General features: G+C 36.4%; 29 protein-coding genes. 27 read left to right on the top strand and 2 right to left on the bottom strand.

Features of this window, described 5'->3' with window-relative positions:
• Window positions 1-23: 23 nt before the first annotated feature.
• Together BHF71_RS03705 and BHF71_RS03700 are read right to left on the bottom strand one after the other, a co-directional pair.
• Entirely contained in the window at window positions 24-674 is a 651-nt protein-coding gene (locus BHF71_RS03705; RefSeq protein ID WP_069656324.1) for a 3-oxoacid CoA-transferase subunit B, read from the bottom strand.
• A 19-nt stretch (window positions 675-693) separates the two neighbouring features.
• On the bottom strand, window positions 694-1,395 hold the full coding sequence (locus BHF71_RS03700; RefSeq protein WP_069656323.1) for a CoA transferase subunit A: 702 nt from the start codon (window positions 1,393-1,395) through the stop codon (window positions 694-696).
• Between the two features lie 346 nt (window positions 1,396-1,741).
• Here BHF71_RS03700 and BHF71_RS03695 point away from each other — a divergent pair, with 346 nt between their 5' ends.
• The 27 genes from BHF71_RS03695 to BHF71_RS03565 all read left to right on the top strand — a co-directional run bounded on the left by BHF71_RS03695 (window position 1,742) and on the right by BHF71_RS03565 (window position 26,457).
• On the top strand, window positions 1,742-1,969 hold the full coding sequence (locus BHF71_RS03695; RefSeq protein ID WP_069656322.1) for an AtpZ/AtpI family protein: 228 nt from the start codon (window positions 1,742-1,744) through the stop codon (window positions 1,967-1,969).
• 18 nt (window positions 1,970-1,987) lie between these two features.
• Complete coding sequence (locus BHF71_RS03690) at window positions 1,988-2,374, top strand: ATP synthase subunit I (protein ID WP_069656321.1); 387 nt, start codon at window positions 1,988-1,990, stop codon at window positions 2,372-2,374.
• 26 nt (window positions 2,375-2,400) lie between these two features.
• A complete protein-coding gene (gene atpB, locus BHF71_RS03685) occupies window positions 2,401-3,189 on the top strand; it encodes a F0F1 ATP synthase subunit A (RefSeq protein ID WP_084024186.1) in 789 nt (262 codons plus the stop codon).
• A 78-nt stretch (window positions 3,190-3,267) separates the two neighbouring features.
• Window positions 3,268-3,483 (top strand): F0F1 ATP synthase subunit C, encoded by a 216-nt coding sequence (gene atpE, locus BHF71_RS03680; protein ID WP_069656320.1) that lies wholly within the window; start codon window positions 3,268-3,270, stop codon window positions 3,481-3,483.
• A gap of 86 nt (window positions 3,484-3,569) precedes the next feature.
• On the top strand, window positions 3,570-4,055 hold the full coding sequence (gene atpF / locus BHF71_RS03675; RefSeq protein WP_069656319.1) for a F0F1 ATP synthase subunit B: 486 nt from the start codon (window positions 3,570-3,572) through the stop codon (window positions 4,053-4,055).
• Window positions 4,052-4,597 (top strand): F0F1 ATP synthase subunit delta, encoded by a 546-nt coding sequence (locus BHF71_RS03670; RefSeq protein ID WP_084024184.1) that lies wholly within the window; start codon window positions 4,052-4,054, stop codon window positions 4,595-4,597. Before atpF ends, BHF71_RS03670 begins: the two co-directional genes overlap by 4 nt.
• A gap of 16 nt (window positions 4,598-4,613) precedes the next feature.
• A complete protein-coding gene (gene atpA / locus BHF71_RS03665; protein WP_069656318.1) occupies window positions 4,614-6,128 on the top strand; it encodes a F0F1 ATP synthase subunit alpha in 1,515 nt (504 codons plus the stop codon).
• Window positions 6,129-6,185: 57 nt separating this feature from the next.
• The gene (gene atpG, locus BHF71_RS03660) at window positions 6,186-7,049 is read left to right on the top strand and encodes an ATP synthase F1 subunit gamma (RefSeq protein ID WP_069656317.1); all 864 of its coding nucleotides are present in this window, start codon (window positions 6,186-6,188) and stop codon (window positions 7,047-7,049) included.
• A gap of 27 nt (window positions 7,050-7,076) precedes the next feature.
• Complete coding sequence (atpD, locus tag BHF71_RS03655; RefSeq protein WP_069656316.1) at window positions 7,077-8,483, top strand: F0F1 ATP synthase subunit beta; 1,407 nt, start codon at window positions 7,077-7,079, stop codon at window positions 8,481-8,483.
• A gap of 31 nt (window positions 8,484-8,514) precedes the next feature.
• On the top strand, window positions 8,515-8,919 hold the full coding sequence (locus BHF71_RS03650; protein ID WP_069656315.1) for a F0F1 ATP synthase subunit epsilon: 405 nt from the start codon (window positions 8,515-8,517) through the stop codon (window positions 8,917-8,919).
• 386 nt (window positions 8,920-9,305) lie between these two features.
• Entirely contained in the window at window positions 9,306-9,683 is a 378-nt protein-coding gene (locus tag BHF71_RS03645) for an NADH-quinone oxidoreductase subunit A (protein ID WP_069656314.1), read from the top strand.
• Window positions 9,677-10,201, top strand: coding sequence for a NuoB/complex I 20 kDa subunit family protein (locus BHF71_RS03640; protein WP_425425374.1), 525 nt, complete (start codon window positions 9,677-9,679; stop codon window positions 10,199-10,201). Before BHF71_RS03645 ends, BHF71_RS03640 begins: the two co-directional genes overlap by 7 nt.
• Window positions 10,194-10,694, top strand: coding sequence for an NADH-quinone oxidoreductase subunit C (locus BHF71_RS03635; RefSeq protein WP_069656313.1), 501 nt, complete (start codon window positions 10,194-10,196; stop codon window positions 10,692-10,694). The genes BHF71_RS03640 and BHF71_RS03635 overlap by 8 nt, the downstream gene beginning before the upstream one ends.
• Window positions 10,695-10,699: 5 nt before the next feature.
• Window positions 10,700-11,800, top strand: coding sequence for an NADH-quinone oxidoreductase subunit D (locus BHF71_RS03630; protein ID WP_069656312.1), 1,101 nt, complete (start codon window positions 10,700-10,702; stop codon window positions 11,798-11,800).
• Window positions 11,797-12,801, top strand: a complete 1,005-nt coding sequence (gene nuoH, locus BHF71_RS03625) for an NADH-quinone oxidoreductase subunit NuoH (RefSeq protein WP_425425377.1) — start codon at window positions 11,797-11,799, stop codon at window positions 12,799-12,801. The genes BHF71_RS03630 and nuoH overlap by 4 nt, the downstream gene beginning before the upstream one ends.
• Window positions 12,791-13,243: an NADH-quinone oxidoreductase subunit NuoI gene (gene nuoI, locus BHF71_RS03620; RefSeq protein WP_069656310.1), complete on the top strand. Its 453-nt coding sequence runs from the start codon at window positions 12,791-12,793 to the stop codon at window positions 13,241-13,243. The genes nuoH and nuoI overlap by 11 nt, the downstream gene beginning before the upstream one ends.
• A complete protein-coding gene (locus BHF71_RS03615) occupies window positions 13,243-13,743 on the top strand; it encodes an NADH-quinone oxidoreductase subunit J (RefSeq protein ID WP_069656309.1) in 501 nt (166 codons plus the stop codon). Before nuoI ends, BHF71_RS03615 begins: the two co-directional genes overlap by 1 nt.
• On the top strand, window positions 13,743-14,051 hold the full coding sequence (nuoK, locus tag BHF71_RS03610) for an NADH-quinone oxidoreductase subunit NuoK (protein WP_069656308.1): 309 nt from the start codon (window positions 13,743-13,745) through the stop codon (window positions 14,049-14,051). Before BHF71_RS03615 ends, nuoK begins: the two co-directional genes overlap by 1 nt.
• Before the next feature lie 23 nt (window positions 14,052-14,074).
• Window positions 14,075-15,916 (top strand): NADH-quinone oxidoreductase subunit L, encoded by a 1,842-nt coding sequence (nuoL, locus tag BHF71_RS03605; protein ID WP_069656307.1) that lies wholly within the window; start codon window positions 14,075-14,077, stop codon window positions 15,914-15,916.
• Window positions 15,913-17,472 (top strand): complex I subunit 4 family protein, encoded by a 1,560-nt coding sequence (locus tag BHF71_RS03600; protein WP_069656306.1) that lies wholly within the window; start codon window positions 15,913-15,915, stop codon window positions 17,470-17,472. Before nuoL ends, BHF71_RS03600 begins: the two co-directional genes overlap by 4 nt.
• A gap of 5 nt (window positions 17,473-17,477) precedes the next feature.
• On the top strand, window positions 17,478-19,016 hold the full coding sequence (locus tag BHF71_RS03595) for an NADH-quinone oxidoreductase subunit N (protein WP_069656305.1): 1,539 nt from the start codon (window positions 17,478-17,480) through the stop codon (window positions 19,014-19,016).
• Window positions 19,017-19,243: 227 nt separating this feature from the next.
• Window positions 19,244-20,650, top strand: coding sequence for a S41 family peptidase (locus tag BHF71_RS03590; RefSeq protein WP_069656304.1), 1,407 nt, complete (start codon window positions 19,244-19,246; stop codon window positions 20,648-20,650).
• Between the two features lie 70 nt (window positions 20,651-20,720).
• The gene (locus BHF71_RS03585) at window positions 20,721-23,570 is read left to right on the top strand and encodes a S8 family peptidase (protein ID WP_069656303.1); all 2,850 of its coding nucleotides are present in this window, start codon (window positions 20,721-20,723) and stop codon (window positions 23,568-23,570) included.
• A gap of 56 nt (window positions 23,571-23,626) precedes the next feature.
• The gene (locus tag BHF71_RS03580; RefSeq protein ID WP_069656302.1) at window positions 23,627-23,860 is read left to right on the top strand and encodes a DUF1146 family protein; all 234 of its coding nucleotides are present in this window, start codon (window positions 23,627-23,629) and stop codon (window positions 23,858-23,860) included.
• 188 nt (window positions 23,861-24,048) lie between these two features.
• A complete protein-coding gene (locus BHF71_RS03575; protein WP_069656301.1) occupies window positions 24,049-24,783 on the top strand; it encodes a YwmB family TATA-box binding protein in 735 nt (244 codons plus the stop codon).
• Between the two features lie 42 nt (window positions 24,784-24,825).
• Window positions 24,826-26,127, top strand: coding sequence for a UDP-N-acetylglucosamine 1-carboxyvinyltransferase (murA, locus tag BHF71_RS03570; protein WP_069656300.1), 1,302 nt, complete (start codon window positions 24,826-24,828; stop codon window positions 26,125-26,127).
• 120 nt (window positions 26,128-26,247) lie between these two features.
• Window positions 26,248-26,457, top strand: coding sequence for a hypothetical protein (locus BHF71_RS03565; RefSeq protein WP_069656299.1), 210 nt, complete (start codon window positions 26,248-26,250; stop codon window positions 26,455-26,457).
• Window positions 26,458-26,632: the final 175 nt, after the last annotated feature.

Below are 26,632 nucleotides of genomic sequence, written 5' to 3'. Positions count from 1 at the left end.
TTTGTGTTGTTATTTATAATAAGCTAAAATGTCTTAAGGTCAGGGCTAATGCTAAAATTGGCTTCTGTTTTTTTCTTAAGTTCATCAATAGTTACTTCTTCGGCAATCTCCTTCAATATCATTCCTTCAGATGAGAAATCAAAGACGGCAAGGTCCGTTATTAATCGAGAAACTACTTCTTTCCCTGTTAAGGGGAGCGAACACTCTTTTTTAACTTTGGGTTCTCCTTTTTTATTGACGTGTTCCATAACTACAACCACCCGTTTGGCTCCACTAACAAGATCCATGGCGCCACCCATACCGTTTGCCTTTTTCCCGGGAATCATCCAATTAGCAAGATCACCTTTCTCAGATACTTCCATTCCGCCCAAAATCGTTAAATCTAAATGCCCACCACGAATCATCGCGAAAGCTTCCGCGCTATCGAAGAACGAAGCTCCAGGAATAGCTGTAACTGTTTCCTTTCCGGCATTTATTAGATCTGGGTCTTCTTCTCCTTCTAAAGGATATGGACCGATTCCGAGTAATCCACTTTCTGATTGTAATAAGACGTTGTAATCACTAGGAATTTCATTTGCGATTAAAGTAGGGATACCAATACCAAGGTTTACATTCATTCCATCTTTAATCTCGTGGACGGCACGTTTTACTATTTTTAATCTGGCATTAGACATATAGCTCCCACCTTCCTTATTAAACTTGGCGAACTTTACGACGCTCTATCCGTTTTAAGCTGCTATCACCTAATACTATCCGTTGTACATAGATACTAGGAGTATGTATTTGATCGGGGTCTAATTCACCGATTTCAACTATCTCTTCAACTTCAGCTATCGTTATTTTTCCGGCCATAGCAGCTAATGGATTAAAATTTCGAGCAGTTTTACGAAAAACAAGATTACCAAGTGGATCAGCTTTCCACGCTTTAACAAAGGCAAAATCACCTGTAATTCCTCGTTCTAGAATGTATGTTTTTCCGTCAAATTCTTTATGTTCTTTGCCTTTAGCCACAAGTGTCCCCACCCCAGTAGCAGTATAAAAGGCTGGAATACCTGCACCACCAGCTCTTATCCTTTCTATCAATGTTCCTTGAGGTGATAATTCGATTTCCATTTCACCATTGAAAAACAATTCTTCTGCGGTTTTGTTCTCCCCGGCATAGGAAGCTATCACTTTCTTTACCTGTCTATTGGATATCAACAGTCCTACTCCCCAATCATCAACACCACAGGTGTTGCTAACTAATGTTAGGTTTTTTACTCCCTTATTGCGTAATCCTTGGATTAATAGTTCAGGGATTCCAACAAGTCCAAAACCACCGACGATAATCGTAGCTCCATCAGTTATATCATGTATTGCCTCATCTATAGATGTCATAATTTTTCCTTTGGTCATTTCCATACCTCCTCACTTAGACAATTTATAATTACATTAAAACATACTATTAGCAAAAAATTAAGAATATTAACAAAACAGACTAATTTTACTAGATTGACAAACCCTAAGTGATATTGTACTATAACAATTGGTGCTTAAGATTTGCTGTACTCTACTTCGCTATTTAAATCTTGGAAATAAGCATTTTTTGTAATTTTTTTTACAAAAATTTTTGTGAACTTTTTTTTACAATAATTATTGAATTTATGATTTTTTTTTTGTTATACTGTCAGGGGACTTATTTACATATGAAATTTAATTATGGGATTTTTTATTAAATAAATCCCTTGTGAGGGAAGATGCGATGAAGCAAGGCAAGGAAAAACAAACAAATCCTTGGCATGCTATGGCAGTAGTTGGAGTTGTTGGTACAGAACTGGCGACTTTACTGATCATCGGTGTCTGGTTAGGAAGAAAAGTCGATAGTTACTTTCAAACATCGCCTATTTTTTTAATTATCGGAATTTTTTCGGGTTTTGTTTTGGGGATTTGGTTTGTAATTAGGTTAATAAAACCATTTATAGAGGACTGATAGATAAAAGTGGATTCGTTGAAAGAGTATAAACTTCAAGTTAAAAGGATATTTTTTTATACTGTTAGCGTTTTCCTAGTTATGATGATTGGGACCCTTACTCCTTTCTCATTTATCTTTAAAGGGTTAGCTTTAGGTACATTTATCAGTCTACTTAATGTAATGTATACAGCCTATAAAGTAAATAAAATTGGTGAATTAGTATTGGTGAAAGATGCAAATAATAGAAGAAGATATATATCTTCTGGAATGTCGACTAGAATGGCAACTTCATTATTGGCGGTAATGGTGGTGTATAAATACCCCCAACAATTTAATTTATTTTCCACGCTGATAGGATTATTTGTGGCACAGATAATTTCAGTTGTGGATGGAATAAAAACAAGTATCAAAAGCAGCTTATAACTTCAATAAGAAAGGGGTGAGAAACCTTGGAACACTTACAACCTGTATGGGCTCCTGAATCATTACCATGGTTGTCATTTAACCTTTCTACTTTATTAATGACCATCATAACATCGATAATTGTAATTGTTATTGCAATAGCCGGAACAAGAAGGTTAACAACCGGAGTACCAAAAGGTATGCAAAATGTGCTGGAATGGTTGGTTGACTTTGTTTATGGCATTATTGGAAGTACTATTGGATTGAAGAAGGGTGCAAATTTTATCTTTTTAGCGTTGACATTGATCATGTTTATTTTTGTAGGTAATATGCTTGGTTTACCTATGAATTTTATTACGGTACATGACGAACCGTTCTCTATTTTTGGGATTGATATCGTAACCCAACAGATGATAAATGAATCTGAAATTATTGAGAATGGGCATAAAGTAGTGGATGTTGCTTGGTGGAAATCGCCAACAGCCGATGCTAATGTTACCTTAGCGATGTCCGTTTCAATAATTATACTGTCTCAAATATTTAGTATTAAATATTTAGGATTTAAAGGTTATGTTAAACATTATTTTGAACCGCATTTCCTATTCTTCCCACTGCATATTATTGAGGACTTTTCAAAAACCTTAACATTAGGTTTCCGTCTTTACGGTAATATTTTTGCAGGAGAAGTATTAATTGGTGTTATTTTGTTGATGGGGATGGCAGGTATCGTTCCGCTTGCAATTTGGCAGGGATTTAGTATCTTTGTAGGATTCATCCAGGCATACGTATTTACGATATTGAGTATGGTATATATTTCACAAAAAATCTCACACTAATATTTAATGAAGTTTGGTTATTAATAACAATTTATTAATAAATAACAAAAAGCTATTAATTAAAAGGAGGATTTACTTATGGAACTATTAGCAGCAGCTATCGCTATTGGTTTAGCAGCTTTAGGAGCTAGTATTGGAAACGCATGGGTTATTCAACGTACATCAGAAGGGATTGCTCGTCAACCTGAAGCACGTGGTGCATTACAAACAACAATGTTTATTGGTGTAGGTTTAATCGAGGCATTACCTATCCTTGTTGTAGTATTCGCATTTATTATCCTATTTACTAGATAAGTTGACATTTAGATAAGCCTGGCAGGGGGGGAATAGGGACATCCCCTGCCTTCCTTTTGTCTTTTAGCAAGAAGGGAGTGAACGGTGTGGAATTAAATTTGGGTAATTTCTTTTTTCAAATTCTTGCTTTTGCTTTATTATTTATTATCTTAAAAAAGTACGCTTTTGGCCCATTAGTTGATGTTATGGAAAAGCGTCAAAAACAGATTGAAGACCAAATTAATAGTGCTGAAGCAAATCGTAAAGAAGCTGAAAGATTACTTGAAGAACAAAACGAAGCTTTACAAAAATCTCGTTTAGAAGCTCAAGATATTATTGAGCGTGCAAAGGTTTCAAGTGAAAAGCAAGCTGAAGAGATTATTGAGACAGCTAAGGCTGAAGCAACACGCATCAAAGAACAAGCTGTTATGGAGATTCAGCTTGAAAAGGAAAAGGCAGTAGCAGCGTTACGTGAACAAGTAGGAACCTTGTCTGTATTAATTGCTTCTAAAATGATAGAAAAGGAACTAGATGTCAAAGAACAATCTAAGTTGATTGATGACGTCATGAAACAAGTAGGGGAAAGCCTATGATGGAAGGTTTAGTTGCAAAACGTTATGCAAAGGCGTTATTTGAAGTTGCCAAAGATAAGGGTCTACTTGACCAAGTAGAACAAGATCTACAACTTATTGTAAAAATCTCCAGAGAGACAGAAGATTTTATGACCTTCTTAAGAAATCCACAGATCAGTGGAAATGTTAAAAAGGATATAATTGATTCTGCTTTTAAAAATAACATTTCAGAGATCGCTCAAAACCTATTTTATCAATTGATCGATAGAAATCGTGTAGAGGTATTAGAAGAAATTTTATATCATTATGTGAAATTAGCTAATGAAGTAAGGGGAATTGTTGACGTAGTAGCGATTACAGCAACACCTTTAGATGATGCTACTACAGAAAAAATTGCTAAATCATTTAGTGATAAGATGGGCAAAAAAGTTCGTTTGAAGAATAGTGTTGATCCAACGATTCTTGGTGGAATGGTTATAAGAATCGGTGATAGGATCTACGACGGAAGTATAAATACTAAACTACAAGTAATCAAGAGAAGCCTTACGGCATCGCGAGTTTAAAGATAGGGGTGGAATTATGAGTATCAGACCTGAAGAAATCAGCTCGCTAATTAAAAAGCAAATCGAATCATATAAGTCTGAGATTGAAGTATCTGATGTCGGAACCGTTATTCAATTAGGAGACGGAATTGCTCGTATCCATGGCTTGGAAAATGCTATGGCAGGAGAGTTATTGGAGTTTTCTAATGGTGTAATGGGTATGGTTCAAAACCTTGAGGAGCACAACGTAGGTGCAGTTATTCTTGGACCATACACAGAGATTCGTGAAGGAGATCAAGTTAAGCGTACAGGACGTATCATGGAAGTTCCTGTAGGTGAAGCGCTTTTAGGGCGAGTAGTTAATCCGTTAGGACAACCTTTAGATGGTAAAGGTCCAATCAATACTACTGAATACCGTCCGATAGAGTCACCTGCTCCAGGTGTTATTGATCGTAAATCGGTTCATGAGCCAATGCAAACAGGAATTAAAGCTATCGACTCAATGGTACCAATTGGACGTGGACAACGTGAGCTGATCATTGGTGACCGTCAGACTGGTAAGACAGCAATTGCGATTGATACAATCATTAACCAAAAAGGTCAAGATATGATTTGTATCTACGTAGCTATTGGACAAAAACAATCAACTGTTGCTGGTGTAGTAGAAACACTACGTAAACACGGTGCAATGGATTATACCATCGTGGTAACAGCAAGTGCATCTGACCCAGCACCATTGTTATACCTTGCTCCATATGCAGGTGTATCTATGGGTGAATATTTCATGTATAAAGGGCAGCATGTATTAGTAATTTATGATGATCTTTCCAAGCAGGCTGCTGCTTACCGTGAACTTTCACTGTTATTACGTAGACCTCCAGGACGTGAAGCATTCCCAGGTGACGTCTTCTACTTACATTCACGTTTATTAGAGCGTGCAGCTAAGTTAAGTGATAAATTAGGAGGAGGTTCCCTAACAGCGTTGCCATTTATTGAAACACAAGCTGGTGACGTATCAGCATATATTCCAACAAACGTGATTTCCATTACCGACGGGCAGATCTTCTTAGAATCAGATCTATTCTATTCAGGAATGCGTCCTGCGGTGAGTGTTGGTTTATCAGTATCACGTGTTGGTGGATCAGCACAAATTAAAGCAATGAAAAAGGTTGCAGGTACATTACGTCTAGACTTGGCACAATACCGTGAATTACAAGCATTTGCGCAGTTCGGATCTGATTTGGATAAAGCTACTCAAGCTCGTCTAATCCGAGGAGAGCGTACGATGGAAATCCTTAAACAGGATCAATATCAACCAATGCCTGTAGAAAAGCAAGTAACTTCAATTTTTGCTGCAATTAAAGGATTCTTAGACGATATACCTGTAAGTGATGTTAAACGTTTTGAGAAAGAGCTATTGACGTATATGGACAATCATCATAGTGATATTTTCGAAACTATCCGTGAAACAAAGGATTTATCTAGCGAAACAGAAGAAAAATTAGCTAAGGCAATTGATGAATTCAAGAAAACTTTTGTCGTTTCTAAATAATAATTGTTTCTTCGAGGTAAAGCACTGGGTAGTGCTTTGTAAAGGTGGTGAAGAAGAATGCAAGGAACTCGTGAGATTAAGCGTCGGATAAAAAGTGTTCAAAATACTAAACAAATCACCAAAGCCATGAAAATGGTGGCAGCGGCAAAATTGCGTCGTGCCCAAGAGCGTGCTGAAGAGTCACGTCCTTATGCAGAAAAGATGAAAGAAGTTATCACATCAATTGCGGCAAGAACTGAAAATATTGAACACCCACTTTTAGAGGTTCGTGAAGTCAAAAAGACAGGTTACCTAGTGATAACCTCAGATCGTGGGCTAGCTGGTGGGTACAATGCAAACCTTCTTCGTAAGCTAATGCAGACTATAAAACAGCGTCATAAGTCTCAAGATGAATATGCAATATTTGTAATCGGAAGTAAAGGTCGGGACTTTTTAAAGCGACGTGATTACCCAATAATCGGTGAGATAGTTGGATTATCAGACAACCCAACTTTTGCAGATATCAAAAACATTGCTAATACTGTAGTAAAAATGTATGCAGAAGGGATATTTGATGAACTGTACCTAGTTTACAACGAATTTATTAGTGCAGTTTTACAAAATCCGACTGAGAAAAAACTTTTACCATTAGTTGATCTTGAGTCACAAGATCAGGATTCATTTACACCGATTGAATTCGAACCTTCCGCTGAAAGTGTATTAAATGTTTTATTACCTCGTTATGCTGAAACATTAATATATAGCGCGGTGTTAAATGCTAAAGCGAGTGAACACGGTGCTCGAATGACTGCAATGGGTAATGCAACAGATAATGCAGATGAAATGATTAGTGTATTAACATTAACATATAACCGAGCTAGACAGGCGTCGATTACACAGGAGATTTCAGAGATTGTCGCTGGAGCCAATGCCTTGTCTTAATATTTGAATATGTAAGGAGGTACATCGATGAATAAAGGACGCGTTGTTCAGGTTATGGGTCCAGTAGTAGATATTCAGTTTGAAAGTGGATCTTTACCTGAAATATATAATGCGATTACCATTAAACATAAAGCGCAGTCTGCAGGTGAGAGAGATATTGACTTAATCGTTGAGGCAGCTACTCATCTTGGAGACAACATCGTTCGTTGTATTGCGATGGCGTCAACAGACGGATTGGTGCGTGGTATGGAAGCCGAAGATACTGGAAAACCAATTTCAGTTCCAGTTGGAGAAGCTACATTAGGTCGCGTATTTAATGTACTAGGTGAACCAATCGATGAAGCTGGAGATGTTAAAGCTCAAGAATTTCATCCAATTCACCGTCCTGCACCAGAATTCGAACAATTATCTACACAAGAAGAAATCTTAGAAACAGGTATTAAAGTAGTTGACTTATTAGCACCATACGTTAAGGGAGGAAAAATCGGTCTCTTTGGTGGTGCTGGAGTAGGTAAAACTGTATTAATTCAAGAACTTATTAACAACATCGCTCAAGAACATGGTGGTTTATCTGTATTTGCTGGAGTTGGTGAACGTACCCGTGAAGGTAACGACTTATACCATGAAATGAAAGACTCAGGCGTTATTGACAAAACATCAATGGTATTTGGCCAGATGAACGAGCCGCCTGGAGCACGTTTACGTGTTGCATTAACAGGACTAACAATGGCAGAATACTTCCGTGATAAACAAGGACAAGACGTGCTGTTGTTCATTGATAACATTTTCCGCTTCACTCAAGCAGGTTCTGAGGTATCAGCGTTATTAGGACGTATGCCATCTGCCGTTGGTTATCAACCAACCCTTGCTACAGAGATGGGACAACTACAAGAACGTATTACCTCAACTAAAAATGGTTCAGTTACATCGATCCAAGCTATTTACGTTCCTGCTGACGACTATACTGACCCTGCACCAGCGACAACATTTGCTCACTTAGACGCAACAACTAACCTTGATCGTAAAATTGCAGAGTTAGGTATCTATCCAGCAGTGGACCCATTAGCATCAACATCACGTATCCTTTCACCAGCAATTGTTGGGGAAGAACACTATCAAGTAGCACGTGAAGTACAAAGAATATTACAACGTTATAAAGAATTACAAGATATCATCGCTATCTTAGGAATGGACGAATTATCTGAAGAAGATAAATTAACAGTAGCACGTGCTCGTAAGATTCAACGTTTCTTATCACAACCATTCCACGTTGCAGAGCAATTTACAGGATTCCCTGGAAAATACGTTCCTGTAAAAGAAACTGTTCGTGGATTCAAAGAAATTTTAGAAGGTAAACATGATGATTTACCTGAAGCAGCTTTCCTTTATGTAGGTACAATTGATGAAGCTGTGGAAAAAGCTAAAAAAATGTAAGTTGACCCCTGAAGAAGGGAAGGATGTTTAGATGAGTACGATTCGATTAGAGATCGTTACACCGGAACGTAAAGTATACAGTGAAGACGTTGATATGATAATTGTTAAAGGAGAGTTAGGGGAACTTGGAATTTTACCAAAACACGCTCCTTTAGTAACTCCACTTGTAATTTCTGCTGTACGGATTAAGAAGGACGGTAAAGAACAACTTATCGCCATAAGCGGTGGATTTTTAGAAGTTAGTTCAGATAAGGCTGTAATTTTGGCTGAAACAGCAGAGTTACCAGAAGAAATAGATATTAATCGTGCCTTAGCTGCAAAAGAAAGAGCCGAGCAACGCTTATCTAATAGTGGTGCTGAAGAATATGACTTCAAACGTGCTCAATTAGCATTGCAGCGTGCACTAAATCGTATTAGGGTCGCTGAGAGACGATAAGAATGGGGAGGCTGATTCAAAACATCGCTAAATTGATGTTTTGATCAGCTTTTTTTTCATCCGTTTTTAAAAATTGTATTTTGTAACGTGCTCACCTTGTCCGTTTCACTCCCAAAAGTCGCACTCATACAAAATACAATACTTTAAGATTTTTTTATAGTAAAAGTTATGTGATAAAATACACAAAATAAATGATAAAACGCCTATGAAAAAAAATGAATATTTAGTATTATATAATATGGGAAGTCACATTTTGTTCAAAAATACGCAGTTGACAAAATGGTGCGGATTAGTGAACAAAATTTAATCCATTGGGATACATAGTTAGATTTGGATATATTCTAGCATTGTGTTCCAAAATATCATCAAATGGAGGGGAAGTGTTCATGGACTACATTTATAGCAACAGTTACCTTAGCATTACTATCTTCATACTGTTGGGTATTATGCTGCCAGTAGCAGCGATCGAGATGGTTAGTCCGTTAATCAGCCCAAAGAAACCGTCTAAAGAAAAGAGTGTCACTTATGAAAGTGGTATTCTTCCAACAGGAGACGCTAGGGTACAATTTAATGTCAGATACTACTTATTTGCGTTGTTATTCGTAGTATTTGATGTCGAAACAGTTTTCCTTTACCCTTGGGCAGCTGCCTTTGAGAGGTTAAGTCAGTACAGTGTATTTGTATTAATTGAAATGACAATCTTTATTTTCATGCTTATTATTGGCCTTGCTTACGCTTGGAAGAAGAAGGTGTTATCATGGTAAACTTAGAAGGTATTACACCAGAAGAACAACAAGAATTAGAAAGAAGTGTCATAATGACTTCCTTTGAGCAAGTTAAGGCTTGGGCTCGTAGTAATTCATTATGGCCTTTAACATTCGGTCTAGCCTGCTGTGCCATAGAAATGATGGATGCTGGAGCTGCACACTTTGACCTAGATAGATTTGGTTCCGGGGTTTTCCGTGCTTCACCAAGACAGGCAGACGTAATGATGGTTGCTGGAACAGTAACAAAGAAAATGGCTCCATTGGTAAGACGTCTATATGACCAAATGCCAGAACCAAAGTGGGTAATAGCAATTGGTGTTTGTGCAACTGCTGGAGGTCCGTATATTAATTCCTATTCAGTAGTTAAAGGCGTGGACAAAATTGTCCCTGTTGATGTTTACATTCCAGGTTGCCCGCCAAACCCTGCGGCAATTATCTATGGATTAAATAAACTACAAGAAAAAATCCGCTATGAAGCAAAAACCGGAAAGAAGGTGCTAGTAGATAATGAGTGATGAAATTAAAGCGTCTTCTCCTAAGCAAGCAGTTCTAGATACTTATGTAAAGATAATTTCCGAAAAAGTATCTGAGAATGCGATAAAAGAAGCATATATCAACGAACCTAATTCACATAGACCAACATTAATCATTGATAAAGAATATTGGCATGATGTAGCTTTAGTAATTCGTGATGATGAGAATATGCAATTTAACTACCTAATGAACCTATCTGGGGTAGACTACGAAAAATACATGGAAGTTGCATATCATTTCTATTCATTCTCACGTGATGAATATTTAGCTGTAAAAGTTCAGACAGAACGGGACGGTGGAAGCGTATCCACTGTTATCGATATTTGGCCAGCAGCAGATTGGCAGGAAAGAGAAGCATACGACTTATTAGGAATCGGGTTTACTGGACGTGAAATTAGTCGTATCTTACTTCCTGACGATTGGGTTGGACATCCATTACGGAAAGATTACGTGCCACATGATGAGGAGGTGTAGGGGTAATGGAATTACGCACTGAAGAAATGTTGCTTAATATTGGACCTCAACATCCTAGTACTCACGGGGTTTTTCGTGTTGTAGTAAAAGTTGATGGAGAAAAAATCGTTGAAGCAACTCCTGTAGTTGGATATTTACATCGAGGTACAGAAAAAATAGCTGAAAGCTTAACATATACCCAAATTATCCCATATACAGATCGTTTAGATTATTTATCTTCAATGCTAAATAACTATGCACTAGTTCAGGCGGTTGAAGAATTAATGAACATTGAAGTACCTGAACGTGCAGAGTACCTAAGAGTTATCGTCATGGAATTAAGTCGTTTAGCAAGTCACTTTGTATGGTGGGGTACAGCGGTTCTTGACCTAGGAGCAACAACACCATTTATTTTTGCGTTCCGTGACCGTGAACTTATTTTAGATCTATTAAATGAAATATCTGGTGCGCGAATGACTTTCAACTACATGAGAGTTGGAGGAGTTAAATGGGACGCTCCAGAAGGATGGCTTGAAAAAGTTCGTGATTTTATTCCATATATGCGTAAAAAGTTAAAAGAATATCATCAACTTGTTACAGGAAATGAAATTTTCCTAGCTAGGGTTAAGAATCTAGCTGTTTACGACGGAGAAACAGCTATCAAGTACGGACTATCTGGTCCAAATTTACGTGGCTCCAACGTTAAATTTGATATTCGTAAAAATCAACCATATTCCATATATGATCGCTTTGAATTTGAGATCCCAGTTGGAGAAAATGGGGACGTTTTTGACAGATACATGGTACGCATGAAGGAAATGGAACAATCACTTAAGATCATCGAACAAGCCGTTGATCAAATTCCAGAAGGTGAAATACAGGCAAAATTACCAAGGGTTCTTCGAGTTCCTGAGGGAGAGGTATACACTAGGATGGAAACTTCTAAGGGAGAATTAGGAATACACCTTGTAAGTAAAGGAAAAGACAAACCTTATCGTTTACACTTTAGAAGACCTTCCTTTATCAACCTACAAATCTTCTCAGATCTATTGGTTGGAAACACAATGGCTGATCTTCCAGCAATCTTGGGGGCTATCGATATCGTGTTAGGGGAGGTTGATGCATAATGGCAGATTTATTAACGCGACCTTTTTCTTGGTTGAATCTGCTATACATTTCACTAGCAGCAGTGATCATGTTAGGTATCGTTTTATTCTTCGTTACGTATGCCATCTACTTCGAACGTAAAGTTATCGGATGGATTCAAATACGTTATGGTCCTAACCGTGTTGGTCCTAAGGGACTATTACAGACTGTAGCAGACGTTTTTAAGTTATTGATTAAAGAGGATATCATTCCGGAAAAGGCAGATAAAGCGTTATTCCGAATAGGACCAATGCTCGCTTATTTACCTGCATTTGCGGTTATTGCAGTTATTCCATACTCTGAAAAAATTCAATTTGCGGATGTCAATGTCGGAATACTGTATTATGCAGCGTTATCTAGTATAACAATTACAGGTATTCTGTTAGGTGGATGGGCTTCAAACAATAAGTATGCTATCATGGGTGGAATGCGTTCTGTAGCACAAATGATCAGTTACGAAGTTCCATTGATCATGTCCTTTTTGGGAATAGTAATAATGACTGGAAGTCTAAATTTAATTGATATTGTTGAAGCACAAAAGGATAGCACCTGGTTTATCTTCCCACAAATCATTGGTTTCATAACATTTTTGATCGCGGGAAATGCAGAGTTAAACCGTACACCGTTTGACTTGCCAGAGGCGGAGAATGAGCTAGTAGCTGGGTATTTTGTTGAGTACAGTGGTTTCCGTTTTGCATTTTATTATTTAACTGAATATGTATATGTATTTGCTATGGCAAGTTTAATGACAGTATTATTCTTAGGCGGATGGGATGCACCATTTGGACTTGACTTTATTCCAGGAATTATTTGGTTCATCCTGAAGTTCATGTTGCTAGTATTCTATCTATTCTGGGTGCGCGCTACCTTCCCACGTGTAAAAACAAACCAGTTGATGGGGTTTGCATGGAAAGTGTTAATCCCAGTAGCTTTGTTTAACGTATTGTTAACTGCAGTGCTTAAAATTTTAAATGTTTACTAAGAAGCGGGGTGAAATAAACGTGTGGGGAAAAGGTTTATTACAAGGACTAGGCTTAACGTTTAGGTATCTCAAAGAGCCTAAAGTGACTATTCAATATCCAGATGAAGAATATGTCCTACCAAATCGTTTTCGTGGAATTCAATATCTAGATCCTGAAAAATGTATCGTTTGTAACCAGTGTGCAAGGATATGCCCAACTAATAGTATTACTTTATCAGGAAAACCAAATCCTGACCCAGAAAAGAAGGGTAGAGTACTTGACACTTACGAAATTAACTTTGAGATCTGTATATTATGTGATTTGTGTACGGAAGTTTGTCCTACTGAGGCGATAAAAATGACTAATAAATTCGAATTAGCTAGTTACAGCCGTGATAACTTACTGAAAGATAAAAAATGGCTAGAAAATAATAATACTAACGTGAGGGAGGCGAATCATTAATGACTGGAGAATATATCGCTTTCTTCATCTTTGCTCTTATGGCTATATCTGGAGCAGTATTGATGTTGAATCTTGATCGCGTAATTCACATGGTACTCTCCATTGGGTTATCATTCATTGGAGTAGCGGGACTATTTGTACTATTAAAAGCAGAATTCCTAGCTTTTGTTCAGATATTAATCTACGCTGGTGCGATTACGATAATGATGGCCTTAGGAACAATGATGACATCTCAACACAAAGAAGATAAAAAGCTTAAAAGAAAAGGGCACACTATCTTCGCAATTTTAGGAGCTACTATTATCGGTCTTATCTTATTAAATGGTATTCGTACTACAAGTTGGCCAAATGAAGCTGCTAATCTTGGTGAAGATAATGTAATTGAGATTGGTATGGCGATGTTTACAAAACATGTCATTCCTTTTGAACTTGCTTCCCTTCTTTTATTAGTTGCATTAATGGGAGCAATCGTGCTTGCGAAAAAGGAGAGTGATAAGTAATGGTACCCTTAAATGCTTATCTAGCAGTGGGAGCAATCATGTTCTCTATTGGAATGTTTGGCGTTTTAAACAAAAAAAGCGGGATTATCGTTCTATTATCAATAGAATTGATGTTAAATGCGGTTAATATCAATTTAATTGCATTCTCTCGATTTGGTTTTTATGGAAATATTACAGGACAAATTTTTACGATTTTTACGATCACAGTGGCGGCAGCGGAAACAGCTGTTGGACTGGCGATTTTAATTGCGATCTTCCGTAATAAAGGGACCATTAGTATTACTGATCTAAATATTATGAAGCGATAAAATAGTGAAGGAATGGTGATTAAATGTTAGAAAATGCATGGTTAGTACCTCTTTTTCCGCTCATCTCCTTCGTGCTGTTAGTCGCTTTTGGTCGTCAGCTCAAGGAAGGTGCAGCATATGTTGGTATAGTGTCGTTACTATCCTCATTTATAGTGGCACTTGGTATACTTTTTGAAAGACTAGGTCATGATGCGGAAAATTATATTCAAAACTTTAATTGGTTAACTATTGGTGACAAAACATTAACAGTTGGATTTGAAATAACACCATTAAATGCATTGATGTTATTTGTGGTAACATTAGTAAGCTTGATGGTTCACATCTATTCAAAGGGATATATGCATGGGGATGAAAGATTCCCAGTATTTTATACCTATTTATCACTTTTCACATTTTCAATGTTAAGTCTTGTAATTTCTCCTAACTTGCTTCAAGCATTTATTTTTTGGGAGTTAGTTGGTGCAGCTTCTTTCTTGTTAATCGGTTTTTATTACTTCAAACCATCAGCAAGGTCAGCTGCTAAAAAGGCATTTATAGTTACCAGAATTGGTGACTTGGGTCTATTAATCGGTATCTCATTGTTATTCTGGCAAGTAGGTACATTTGAGTACGCTGGTGTCTTTGAAGCTGTAGAACAAGGATTAGTTGAGCCTGGCTTTATTACATTAACGGCAATACTGATCTTTATCGGAGCAATCGGTAAATCCGGTCAGTTTCCATTGCATACATGGTTACCAGATGCGATGGAAGGTCCTACACCTGTATCAGCTTTGATCCACGCCGCTACAATGGTTGCTGCCGGTGTATATTTAGTAGCTCGTACATTCCCATTGTTTGAAGCATCTGAAACAGCAATGTACGTTGTGGCAACTGTCGGAGGTTTTACAGCGATTTTTGCTGCTTCAATCGGTTTAGTACAAAATGATATTAAACGAGTATTGGCATATTCAACTGTCAGTCAGTTAGGATACATGATGCTAGCACTTGGATCAGCAGGGTTTATTGCTGGAGTATTCCATTTATTTACACATGCTTTCTTCAAAGCATTACTATTCCTTACTGCTGGTAGTGTAATTCATGCAGTTCATACACAGAACATCAAAGAGATGGGCGGACTTGGTAAAGAAATGAAAATCACCAGAGCAGTATTTTTAATCGGTGCTTTAGCTATTTCAGGATTCCCAGGTCTAGCTGGATTCTTCTCAAAGGATTTAATATTAATGTCAGTTTACGAAAGTGGACATGTTACATTATTCTGGATGGCGTTAATCGCAGCGGTTATGACAGCTTTCTATATGTTCCGTCTATACTTCTTAGTATTCAGCGGAAAACCACGTCATAATGCTAATGTCCACGAATCACCAAAGAACATGACTATTCCAATGATAATCTTATCATTATTAGCAATCTTCGCTGGATACATTGAGTTCTTCGGATTTGGAGAGTGGATCACTAACAACGGCGTTATCGCAGAAGAAGTCGAAGGACCAAAGTGGATCATGTATTTATCAATCATAGCGGCTTTCGGTGGCATTGCTCTAGCGTGGTTAATGTATGGACGTGATAATAAAGTTAAAACTGGAGAACCAAGAGGATTGCACAAGTTATTATTTAACAAATATTATATCGACGAGCTTTATAGTACGGTAGTTGTTCGTCCTTACACAATTTTTGGATACGTATTAAAGTTCTTTGATAAATATGTAATTGGTGGTTTAGTACAATTATCTGTATGGTTCTCAAAAGCAATTGGTAAAATCGGTTCGAGATTACAAAATGGTCAAGTACAAGCTTATGGGCTGATTACGATTATCGGATTAGTACTATTACTTGTTAGCTTGACGGCAGGGAGGTTGTTAGGATGATGGACTCAATCGGATTACTTACACTTATCACCTTCTCGCCATTATTGGGAGTCCTATTGTTAGCATTTGTCCCAAGCAACAAGGCTGGCACAATTAAATTAATTGGGGTACTAGTATCTTTTATACCATTGATTTTGTCCTTCGTGATGTTTTCAAGTTTTGATTCAACTATCAATGGTATGCAATTCGTTGAAGATTTTGATTGGATACAAATACCATTAGCAGATAATGCAATGATTGAATTTAAGTACAGTCTTGGTGTTGACGGTTTATCAATGCCTTTAGTCGTATTATCAGCAATAGTTGCAAGTATGTCAGCTATTGCAGCAGTTAATATGATTAAAAAGCGTTGGAAAGAATACTTCATCTTATTCTTTTTAATGCAAGTAGGATTATATGGCGTATTTGCAGCACAAAATCTATTCCTATTCTTTATCTTCTTTGAAATCACGTTAATTACTATGTTCTTCTTAGTTGGAATTTGGGGACTTGATAAGAGGGAAGATGCTGCATTTACATTCCTGCTCTATAATGGATTGGGTTCAGCAATTTTGCTTATTTCCTTCGTTGTTTTATTGATGAGTGCAGGTTATTACGAAGGGGCAAATGGAACCACGATCTTTACAACTGATATTCAAACAATAATCTTTAATTTAAATAATAGTGCTTCACCATATGAGTTATTAGGCGTTGGAGTAAGTGATGCAATTAAATATGGAGTTTTCTTTGCACTACTAGTTGCATTTGGAATCAAGGTACCATTGTTCCCATTCCATTCATGGATTTTAAAAGTGCACTATCAAGCACCACCTCCAATGAGTATGATCCTTTCTGGGGTATTATTAAAAATCGGTGCTTATGGTCTTTTCAGAATGAATTATGGATTTTTCCCAGAAATAACTGAAACCTTTTCAACATTGTTAATTATTTTGGGAATAATCAACTTATTCTATGGTGGTATCTTAGCATTTGTTCAAGAAGATATGAAAATGGTTGTTGTATACTCAAGTATCAGTCACGTGGGAATCATTATCTTGGGATTAGGTGCAATGAATTCATTTGGATTCCAAGGTGCTGTTTTCCAAATCGTTTCTCATGGATTGTTAGCTTCCCTATTCTTCTACATCGTAGGAGTTATGTACAACAGAGTTCATACAACGAAGTTTTCAGAGTTGGGTGGCATGGCCAAAACAATGCCATTTACAAGTGGTATTTTATTAACAGGAGCGTTGGCTTCCCTAGGATTACCAGGTATGTCAGGGTTTATCAGCGAATTCCTAACATTCTTAGGATTATTTGAAAACAGACCAATCCTAGCTGCAATATCAACGCTTGGTGTAGTTTTAACTACCGTTTATCTATTACGTTCAGTTCTTAACGTAACTTACGGACCAACTGCTGAGAAGCTAACACATGTTAGCGATGCACGCTCAGTTGAGATGATACCAATGGTTGTTTTAGTTGGATTTGTTATTTTAGTCGGGGTATATCCAGCTATACTCAGCGAACCAATACAAGCGACTTTACAATTGTTTTTGACTAGGATAGGAGGGTAGGCCGGATGAATCTATTAGAGTTAAATTGGGGGCTACTCGCTCCGGAACTTACAATAATTATATTGGCAGCGGTCATTACAATAGCCGATCTAGTCATGTCTGATAAAGGAGATCGTAAAATATTTGGCTGGGTAAGTATTGTTGGGATTGTAATTGCTATCTACTTCACATTACAACAATTAGGATCACCTGTTGAATATTTATTAGAGAACTCATATCGAGTAGATAGTTTCGGGAGTCTCTTTAAACTAATCTTCCTAGTCGGAACAGGTATAGTATTTATTATGTCAATTAACTATATTGATAAGGAAGAAATACCACATGATGGAGAATTTTATTACCTCCTTTTAACGGCTCTTGTTGGAGCTATGATTATGGCTTCTTCGGCTGATATTATTACGTTATATATTGGATTAGAGTTATTAAGTTTCTCATCCTATATAATGGTAGGAATTAGGAAGAAAAACCTTAAGTCTAATGAAGCGGCTTTTAAGTACATTATCACAGGGTTAATTTCTTCAACAGTATTTTTATATGGGGTATCGTTTATCTATGGATTAACTGGATCCACAAACCTATTAGTGATTTCTGAGCGTTTACCAGAAGCATTTACAAACGGTTTTGACTTCTATGTTTATCTTGGATTCTTTATGATCCTAGTAGGATTAAGTTATAAGATTGCTGCTGTTCCTTCTTATATGTGGGCACCAGATGTATATGAAGGAGCACCAACTCCAGTTACTGCCTTTTTAGCGGTAATCTCAAAGGCAGCAGGTTTTGCGATTATTATAAGAATTTTAGTTACAATCTTTGTACCGATTGTGACCGAATATAATTTCGCAGATCCATCACAAACTGAGTTCTTCTTCTTTGAAGCAACAACATATTTAGCGATAATAGCAGCTTTAACAATGATTATTGGTAACACTATGGCTATTTTCCAATCAAATGCGAAAAGATTATTAGCATTATCTAGTGTTGCTCATGCTGGTTACATTTTAATACCACTTGCTTCAATGAAAAGTCCTTTGACAATGTCGATAGATATTTCTAATATGATTTTCTATCTTGTGGTTTACTTAATCATGAACTTAGGAGTATTTACTGTTGTTACAATAGTTAATCGTGATGCTGACACTGAGGATATTACCTCATTTAGAGGATTATATCATCGCAATCCATTATTAGGAGTAGCAATGTCTTTCTTCCTAATTTCTTTAGCAGGTTTACCAGTATCTGCAGGATTCATTGCGAAGTTTAACATCTTCGTTAGTGCAATTACTGTAAAATCATACTGGTTAGCAGGTATCATGGTTGTAACAAGTGTAATTTCATATTTCTATTACTTTAATATCATTAGACAAATGTATATGCGTCCAGGACGTACCGAAGCAAAATTGAGAGTTTCAAACAGTTTGCAATTTGTAATTTTGTTAGCATTCTTGGGAGTATTGTTACTTGGTATTTTCCCAAATACCTTATTGGATTTCATCTATCAGAATTTCAATTTAGCTGATTTATTCACAGTTGGATTCCAAAGATAAATAAATGATGTAGTCCTAAAATGGTCCACTAAAGGGTCACACCTTTTAGTGGGCTTTTATATTTTTATATAAGTCAGAAGTTGTATTTTGTAACGTGCTCACCTTGTCCGTTACACTCCCAAAAGTCGCACTTATACAAAATACAACATACTTAGTCCCTCAAGAAAAAAGGAAATCTCCCAGATATGTCGAAAAGGTAACTTTATAAGGGATAGGGAGGAATACAGATGAAGAAATGGACGGGCTATAAAAATACTGCAATCATCGTCATCTTAACAGTGGTGATTTTCTCTTATGTTACAAGTATCACCCAAGCAACTAGTCAATTTCAGAAACAATTAGATATGATAAAAGAAGTATATGAACTTATTTCAGAATATCATATAAACAATATTGATCCAGATGCTCTGGCACAAGGTGCGATTAAAGGAATGTTAGAAGTTACTGGAGATGATTACACTACTTTCTTTACTAATGAAGAATTTAATTCGTTCAAAGATGACTTAGATGGGAACTTTACCGGCATTGGAATATATGTTGAAGAAAAGAACGGAGTTATCTTGGTACAAGCTCCAATACCAAATTCACCAGCTGATAAGGTGGGAATTAAGTCTGGCGATATAATTATCGCTGTCGATAATACCGAATTAGCAGGTAAGAGTATTGAGGAAGCAGCAGATCTTATTAGGGGACAGGAAGGTACGCTTGTAAAGTTAACAATCAAGCGGGAGCAGCAGCTTATTACTTTTGAGGTCGAACGGGCAAAAATTTCTCTTCCTATCGTTGAATCTAAAATGTTAACAGATGACATAGGTTATCTGAAATTATATACTTTCGGTAATCAATCTCCGGAGAAATTCAAAACGCATCTCCAGCAGTTAAGAGACAGTGGGATGAAGAAGCTAATTTTAGACTTACGGGGAAATCCAGGCGGTTACTTGGATTCTGTATTGGAGATTGCAAAGAATTTTATAGAAAAAGGTCCTATTGTTTATGTACAAGATAAAAGTCAAAAAGAGAGAGAATTGGGTATTGAAAACGGAAATTCATGGGATTTACCAATGGTGGTGTTAATCAATAAAGGATCAGCAAGTGCAGCAGAAATTTTGGCCGGAGCGCTACAAGATTACAAAAAAGGGATTATTATAGGTGAAAGGTCATTTGGAAAAGGGACAGTACAAACGCTAGTACCGTTAGAAAACGGGGGATATCTCAAGTTGACAGTCAATGAATACTTTACACCTAATAAAAATAAAATGAACGGAATTGGGGTAAAACCAGATATTGAAGTGCTACAACCTGACTTACAATTGTCGACAGCAATATTAAGTTTGACCGAAGATAAGCAATTCAGACCTACGTTGGGACAAGAGTGGATTAAAGTAGCAGATAAAAACCTTATATCTTTGAGAAAATTAATCGAGTATATTGGTGGCGAAATTAATTGGGATCCAAAATTAAGAGAAATAGTTATTAAGTTTGAAGATGAAACCCTTAAACTACAGACAGATAGTAACCCTGATACAACAATAATAAATGGGAGCACCTATTTAGAAACAACGAAAATAAAGGAATTATTTCCACAAATTATTATCATGGATGATGGAGAAAAGATAACGATTTTTTATCCTTAATATGATAAGATATTTCTAAGTATCAGACCTTAACTAGCGCATTCTAATAGATGCTTTGGAGAGGATTAAAGTGACTAAGCTATTAAATAAAATCATAGCTATTATGGTTATAACCATTATATTGACTAGTATAGGGATGCTAGTAGAAAACAAATATTTACAGAACGACCAAGTGATGTCCTACCCTAAGGTAGGCTATAAAGTTCGTATTGCCCAAACACCTAATGATACCTATTTTGAAGATCAATATTATCTACAACAAATTAAAGCTGAGGGCATATTCGAAACAGATACGACATCTGCAAATGAAATTATCATTGCTATTTTAGATACGGGGATAGATTTAACCCATCCAGATTTAAAGGATAATATAGTTGAAGGGATAAACCTATTAAATAAGGATGAACCACCTCAAGATGATAACGGACATGGAACTAACCTGGCTGGAATTATAGCGGCGATAAGTAATAATGGAATTGGCATAAGTGGTATGGCTAATAACACTAAGATAATGCCAATTAAGGTCCTAGATCATAAAGGAGAAGGTGATCCCTTCTTTGTTGGATTGGGTATCCGCTATGCGGTGGATAATGGAGCGAAGGTCATCCTTCTTTCCTTAGGAGAATCTAGTTATACACCTTTGATGAAAGAAGCTGTTGATTATGCCGAATCAAAGGGTGTTTTAGTTATAGCAGCTTCAGGTAATGAAGGAAATAGGCTAAATTATCCTTCAGCTTTTTCCAATGTAATATCGGTTGGGGCAGTGGATAGCACAGATAACTATGCCAATTATTCTAACTATGGGCAACAGTTAGATGTTGTTGCCCCAGGGGAAGGAATATTTACTACCAAATTAGGTGGAGGTTACACCTCCAATTCTGGAACTTCCATGGCTGCTCCTCAAGTAGCTGGCTTAGCAGCATTGATTTTACAAAAGTATCCTGAATTAACTCCAAGGGAAGTAGCAGATATAATTAGATTTTCTGCTGATGATGTAGAAGAACCTGGCTGGGATATAAAAACAGGATACGGAAGAATTAATGTAAACAAAGCCCTATCAATGCCTTTGGATACTTTAATAGATGGATATGAACCTAATCAAACGATCCAAACCGCTCATATTTTTCCTTTAGGAGATAGATTTAATGCCCAACTTACAGAAGAAGATATTGACTGGTATTATTTTCAATTACCCTATGATGGAAAGTTTAGGATTTCTCTAGGTTTAGATCAACTTCTAGAATATGGGGTGTTACTTGAAATCATACCTTCTGACCAAGTTGTCCCAGAAGTTACAGAGCAACAAAATGAGCAAGAGCAAGAACTAGATCTAGAAGAAGCACCCACTCAGCCTGAACAGGAGGAATCTTCTCAAGATGAAGATGGTATAAATTCTGAAAGCGATCAAGAACAAACATCTCAAAATGAAGAAGAACAAACTTTTCAAAGTGGAGAAGAACAAACAGAAGAAAATACTTCATCAGAACAAGATAATACGGACAAAATGGTCTATCAAATAAGGGGAGAGCAAACATTAGATTTCGATCTTCCAAAGGGAGACTACTATATAAAAATTCAGTTTGCGCCTGAACAATTACAGACAGAGGTTAAATCAATTAAATACACCATAAGTAATCAATTCAAGATTTATGACGACCCTTTTGAAGAAAATGATAAACCTTGGGAAGCTTATGTAATTGATAACATTAATACTCCAATTACAGGTACATTAAATGAAGATTATGATCAGGATTGGTTTAAAATCCATTTAAATAAAAAGGGTACCTTATCTGTCACGGTTTCCGTAGATACTTTACGATTAGACCCAGTGTTATTTTTGCAACCAGTAGGAGGTATTGGACAAGAATTTGATTACCAAGGTTCTGGTAGAGAAGAGTTCGGATATATTAATATAACCCCAGGTGATTACTATATTAGAATAACAGATTATAACAATTATGCCGTCAATGGTGAGTATTATCTAGAATTAGGTTTTAAAACGGAAGATGGGGATACCAATGAACCAAATGATATTTCTTCAATGGCTAAATTGTTAGATTTAACTGATCAAAGAATTAAAGGAGTGATCTCCGATAATTCTGATTATGATTGGTACACCTTTAAAATAGAAGAACCAACCTTTACCACCATCAATTTTGAAGCAAATGAGGATATTGAAGCAGCTATATTAAATAGTGATTTAGAAGTGATTTGGCTAAACGAGACTAAAAAGTGGGAAAGAAATAACATGATGGAAAAAGGCACCTACTATTTGAGGTTTTATTCCACTAAGTCAAACGTTAAATACAACTTTGAAGTAATTCAAATTGAATTAGATGGTAATTTTTATGACATCCATAGTCATTGGGCTAAGGACTCGATCGTGAAGTTATATGAAGAAAAGATAATTGAAGGTTATCAAGATTTCACTTTCAGACCGAACCAACCCATCACCAGAGGCGAGGTGGCCTTGGCAATCAGTAAAGTATTACAATTACCTGATGGCAATCAATCACCTTTTACTGATGTCAACAAAGAAAGCGAACTCTATCCGGTGTTAGCTAAACTTTATCAAGCGAAGATAATGATGGGGTATGCAGATAATACCTTCAGACCTGATCAACCTATTCGAAGGGATGAGTTGGTCATTATCCTTTCTAGAGCTTTTAATCTACCAGTAATATTGGATATTGAGCCATTATTTAAGGATGTTAATGTTGGAGATTTTGGTTATAATGAAATAAATACCTTTAAGAGATTCGGTTGGATAAATGGGTACGAAGATGGAACATTTAGAGCAAAGCGTGATACATCAAGGGCAGAATTTGTAGTATTGTTGGATAGAGTGAGAAACATCGAACCAATTGAATTACGGGAAAGTTCGGAACAGCTAACTGAACAAGTAAATCAACCACAATAATTGTAAAATATAATAAAGAATACCTATAATAACTACTAATGATAAGGATGATTGCGATGGAATCATATTTCGCATATACGAGTTTAATGGGAATAACAATATCCCTTGCAAGTATAGTTGTAACATGGTGGGCTTTGCAGGCTTTCAAGTTTGACCTGTTTACCCAAAATCCAAAAGGTGCAAGAGCAAAAGCATTACAAGTAATCCTCTCAATCGTAATTGGTTATCAATTAGCACAATTTTTGATCAACTATCTTGGATGGTCCTATAATTTAAAAAATCTCTTTTGATAAGTGTATTTCTGAAATACCAGCTTAAAATGCTGGTGTTTTTTTTTGTCTCCTCCCCTAAATTAAAAAAATAAGTCGTATTTGGATATGTGTAAGAATTAAGGTATAACTCAATTTAAATCTGTGAACAATGATTAACAAAAAGAAAGAATTTTTAATATAGAAGGAACAGAGAGGAGAATTATAAAATGAAAAACAAAGTTATAATCGCTGTGGTATTATTATTTGCCTTATTTTTTAGTTTAGGTATTACCGTTAAAGGTAATGGCGGGCAGGATGTAGAATATTTAATTAAAGCTTTTAATAAAACAGGTGCCAAAATGGATACATACTGGCTGAATTTTGGTATTCCATATGGTAAATATGAAGATGACCAACAACTACTACAAATCGGAAATAGACTTAGCAGCTCATTTAAGCTTCCGGTGGCCAAAGAACTTATTATAATTGGGGCACAAAAAGTTTATTCAAGTAAAGGTACTTGGGGAGACGGAACGGAAGTCGAATTGCAAATTAAAAAGTATAGTCAACAGAGTAACGACTTATATCTGCTTTTCCATTTAAAAGGAAATAGTTCGACAGATGATCTGCTAAAATATTATAATTTGCTCGAAAAAATTCTTGATGAAAATAATCTATATCCTAAAATTAACTCTTGTGTCCAAGGAAATATAGATGATAAACTTAGTAATGTAGACCAGTTTGTCCTAATTGAAGAATTACTGGCATCTTTAGAAGCAAAGGAAATTGAAAAATTGGATACAGATTTGGTTAAAAGTATTTCTGCTTATTCGCCTAAGATTACAAATTCGATTTGGACAGGCGACAAAAAGATGAATATTCAGATTGCAACCCATGTTAGTAATCTTCAGCAAAAAACTATTATAACGATGGGAACGCCTATAATAACGATTGAATATTAATAATCATGGGAATAAAAATCAAGATACGCGGAGGGAAGGACTTTGGAAAAAATTATCGTCCGCGGTGGAAAGCAATTGATTGGTAGTGTTAAGATCCATGGCGCGAAAAATGCTGTACTACCAATACTTGCTGCATCAATTCTAGGGCAAGAAGGGGAAAGTATTATTACAGATGTCCCAGCCTTAGATGATGTCAACACCATTTTAGAAGTATTATCGTTTATTGGGGTAAAAACTCACTATGAAAATGACACTGTAAGAACAAGAGCACCGGAGATTTTAAAAACTGAAGCACCTTACGATTTAGTTCGTAAAATGCGGGCGTCCTTCTTGGTTATGGGACCATTATTAGCAAGAGAAGGCCATGCTAGAATAGCTTTGCCTGGTGGGTGTGCAATTGGAAGTCGTCCTATAGATCTGCATCTTAAAGGTTTTGAGGCATTAGGTGCCAAAATCAACATTGGCCAAGGTTATATAGATGCTAAAGTGGATGGCAAATTACAAGGAACTCGGATATATTTGGATTATGCAAGTGTGGGAGCAACAGAGAACATCATTATGGCGGCAACACTTGCTGAAGGAACAACAACAATTGAAAACGCTGCTCAAGAACCAGAAATAGTTGATCTTGCTAACTTTTTAAACGCAATGGGAGCTAAAGTTAGAGGAGCAGGCACGGGAACAATAAGGATACAGGGTGTAGAGCGACTTACTTCTACTAGCCATTCAGTTATTCCTGACAGAATAGAAGCGGGAACATTTATGGTTGCTTCGGCGATGACTGGTGGCAATATCTTGATTGAAAATGCGATTGTTAATCATTTAAAGCCGATCATTGCAAAATTAGAAGAGATGGGTGTAGATATTCAAGAAGAAGAAAATGGTCTCCGTGTAAAAATGAATAAACAACTTAAAGGAGTAGATCTCAAAACACTTCCACACCCGGGATTCCCGACAGATTTGCAGTCTCAGATGATGGCCCTACTTCTTACTGCAGAAGGTACGAGTATTATAACTGAGACAGTATTTGAAAATCGTTTTATGCATGTTGAAGAGTTTAAAAGAATGAATGCCAATATTAAAATCGAGGGTAGGACTGCAATCGTTGAAGGTAATGCTAGACTAAAGGGTGCGAAAGTGCAAGCTACTGATCTTAGAGCAGGGGCAGCTCTAGTTCTTGCAGGATTAGTTGCCGAAGGTGAAACAGAAGTAACAGGACTTCATCACATTGATCGTGGTTATGTTGATCTTGTTGGCAAGCTAAAGAGTCTTGGGGCGGATATTGAAAGAATAGACGAAAAGAAAAAAGAATCAGCCCAAGATTTACAACCATTATGGATCTAAACATCTAAATATACTCTGTTCAGACTGAAGATTAACCTCATGCTAGACTACATAGTATGAGGTTATTTTTATCAAAAATGTTCAAAATCCTATGCATAATAAAATAGGAGTGAATGTTTCATGTCTAATTGGAAGTTTAATTTGTTTATCAAATGGTTTTTTATCTTATCTTTTGCAATAGGCATCCCAATAGTAATAATTGATACATGGAAAGATGCTACATTGTCTTATGATGAAAAAATTATTTTTAGCCTTTTTGTTATTTTGGTCCCACCATTTATGGCATTCTTAGTTTATAAAATTTTTTTAATTATTCAAAAATACACTTAAATATTTATATATTTTTAATAGTAAACAACTTCTAAAATAAAAAAAGCTAATGTTTGAACTTGATGACTTCGGTATTGAACCGGGGTTATTTTTTTTGATTATAAGTCAAAAATAGTATTTTAAAGCCGCACTTTTACAAAATACTCTTACGTTTATAACTTACTGGTAGCTTTAT

The organism is Vulcanibacillus modesticaldus (assembly GCF_001730235.1).
GTDB classification, from domain to species: domain Bacteria; phylum Bacillota; class Bacilli; order Tepidibacillales; family Tepidibacillaceae; genus Vulcanibacillus; species Vulcanibacillus modesticaldus.
The sequence above is the reverse complement of the archived record's forward strand: the minus strand, read 5'-3'. Positions and strand labels throughout refer to the sequence as shown.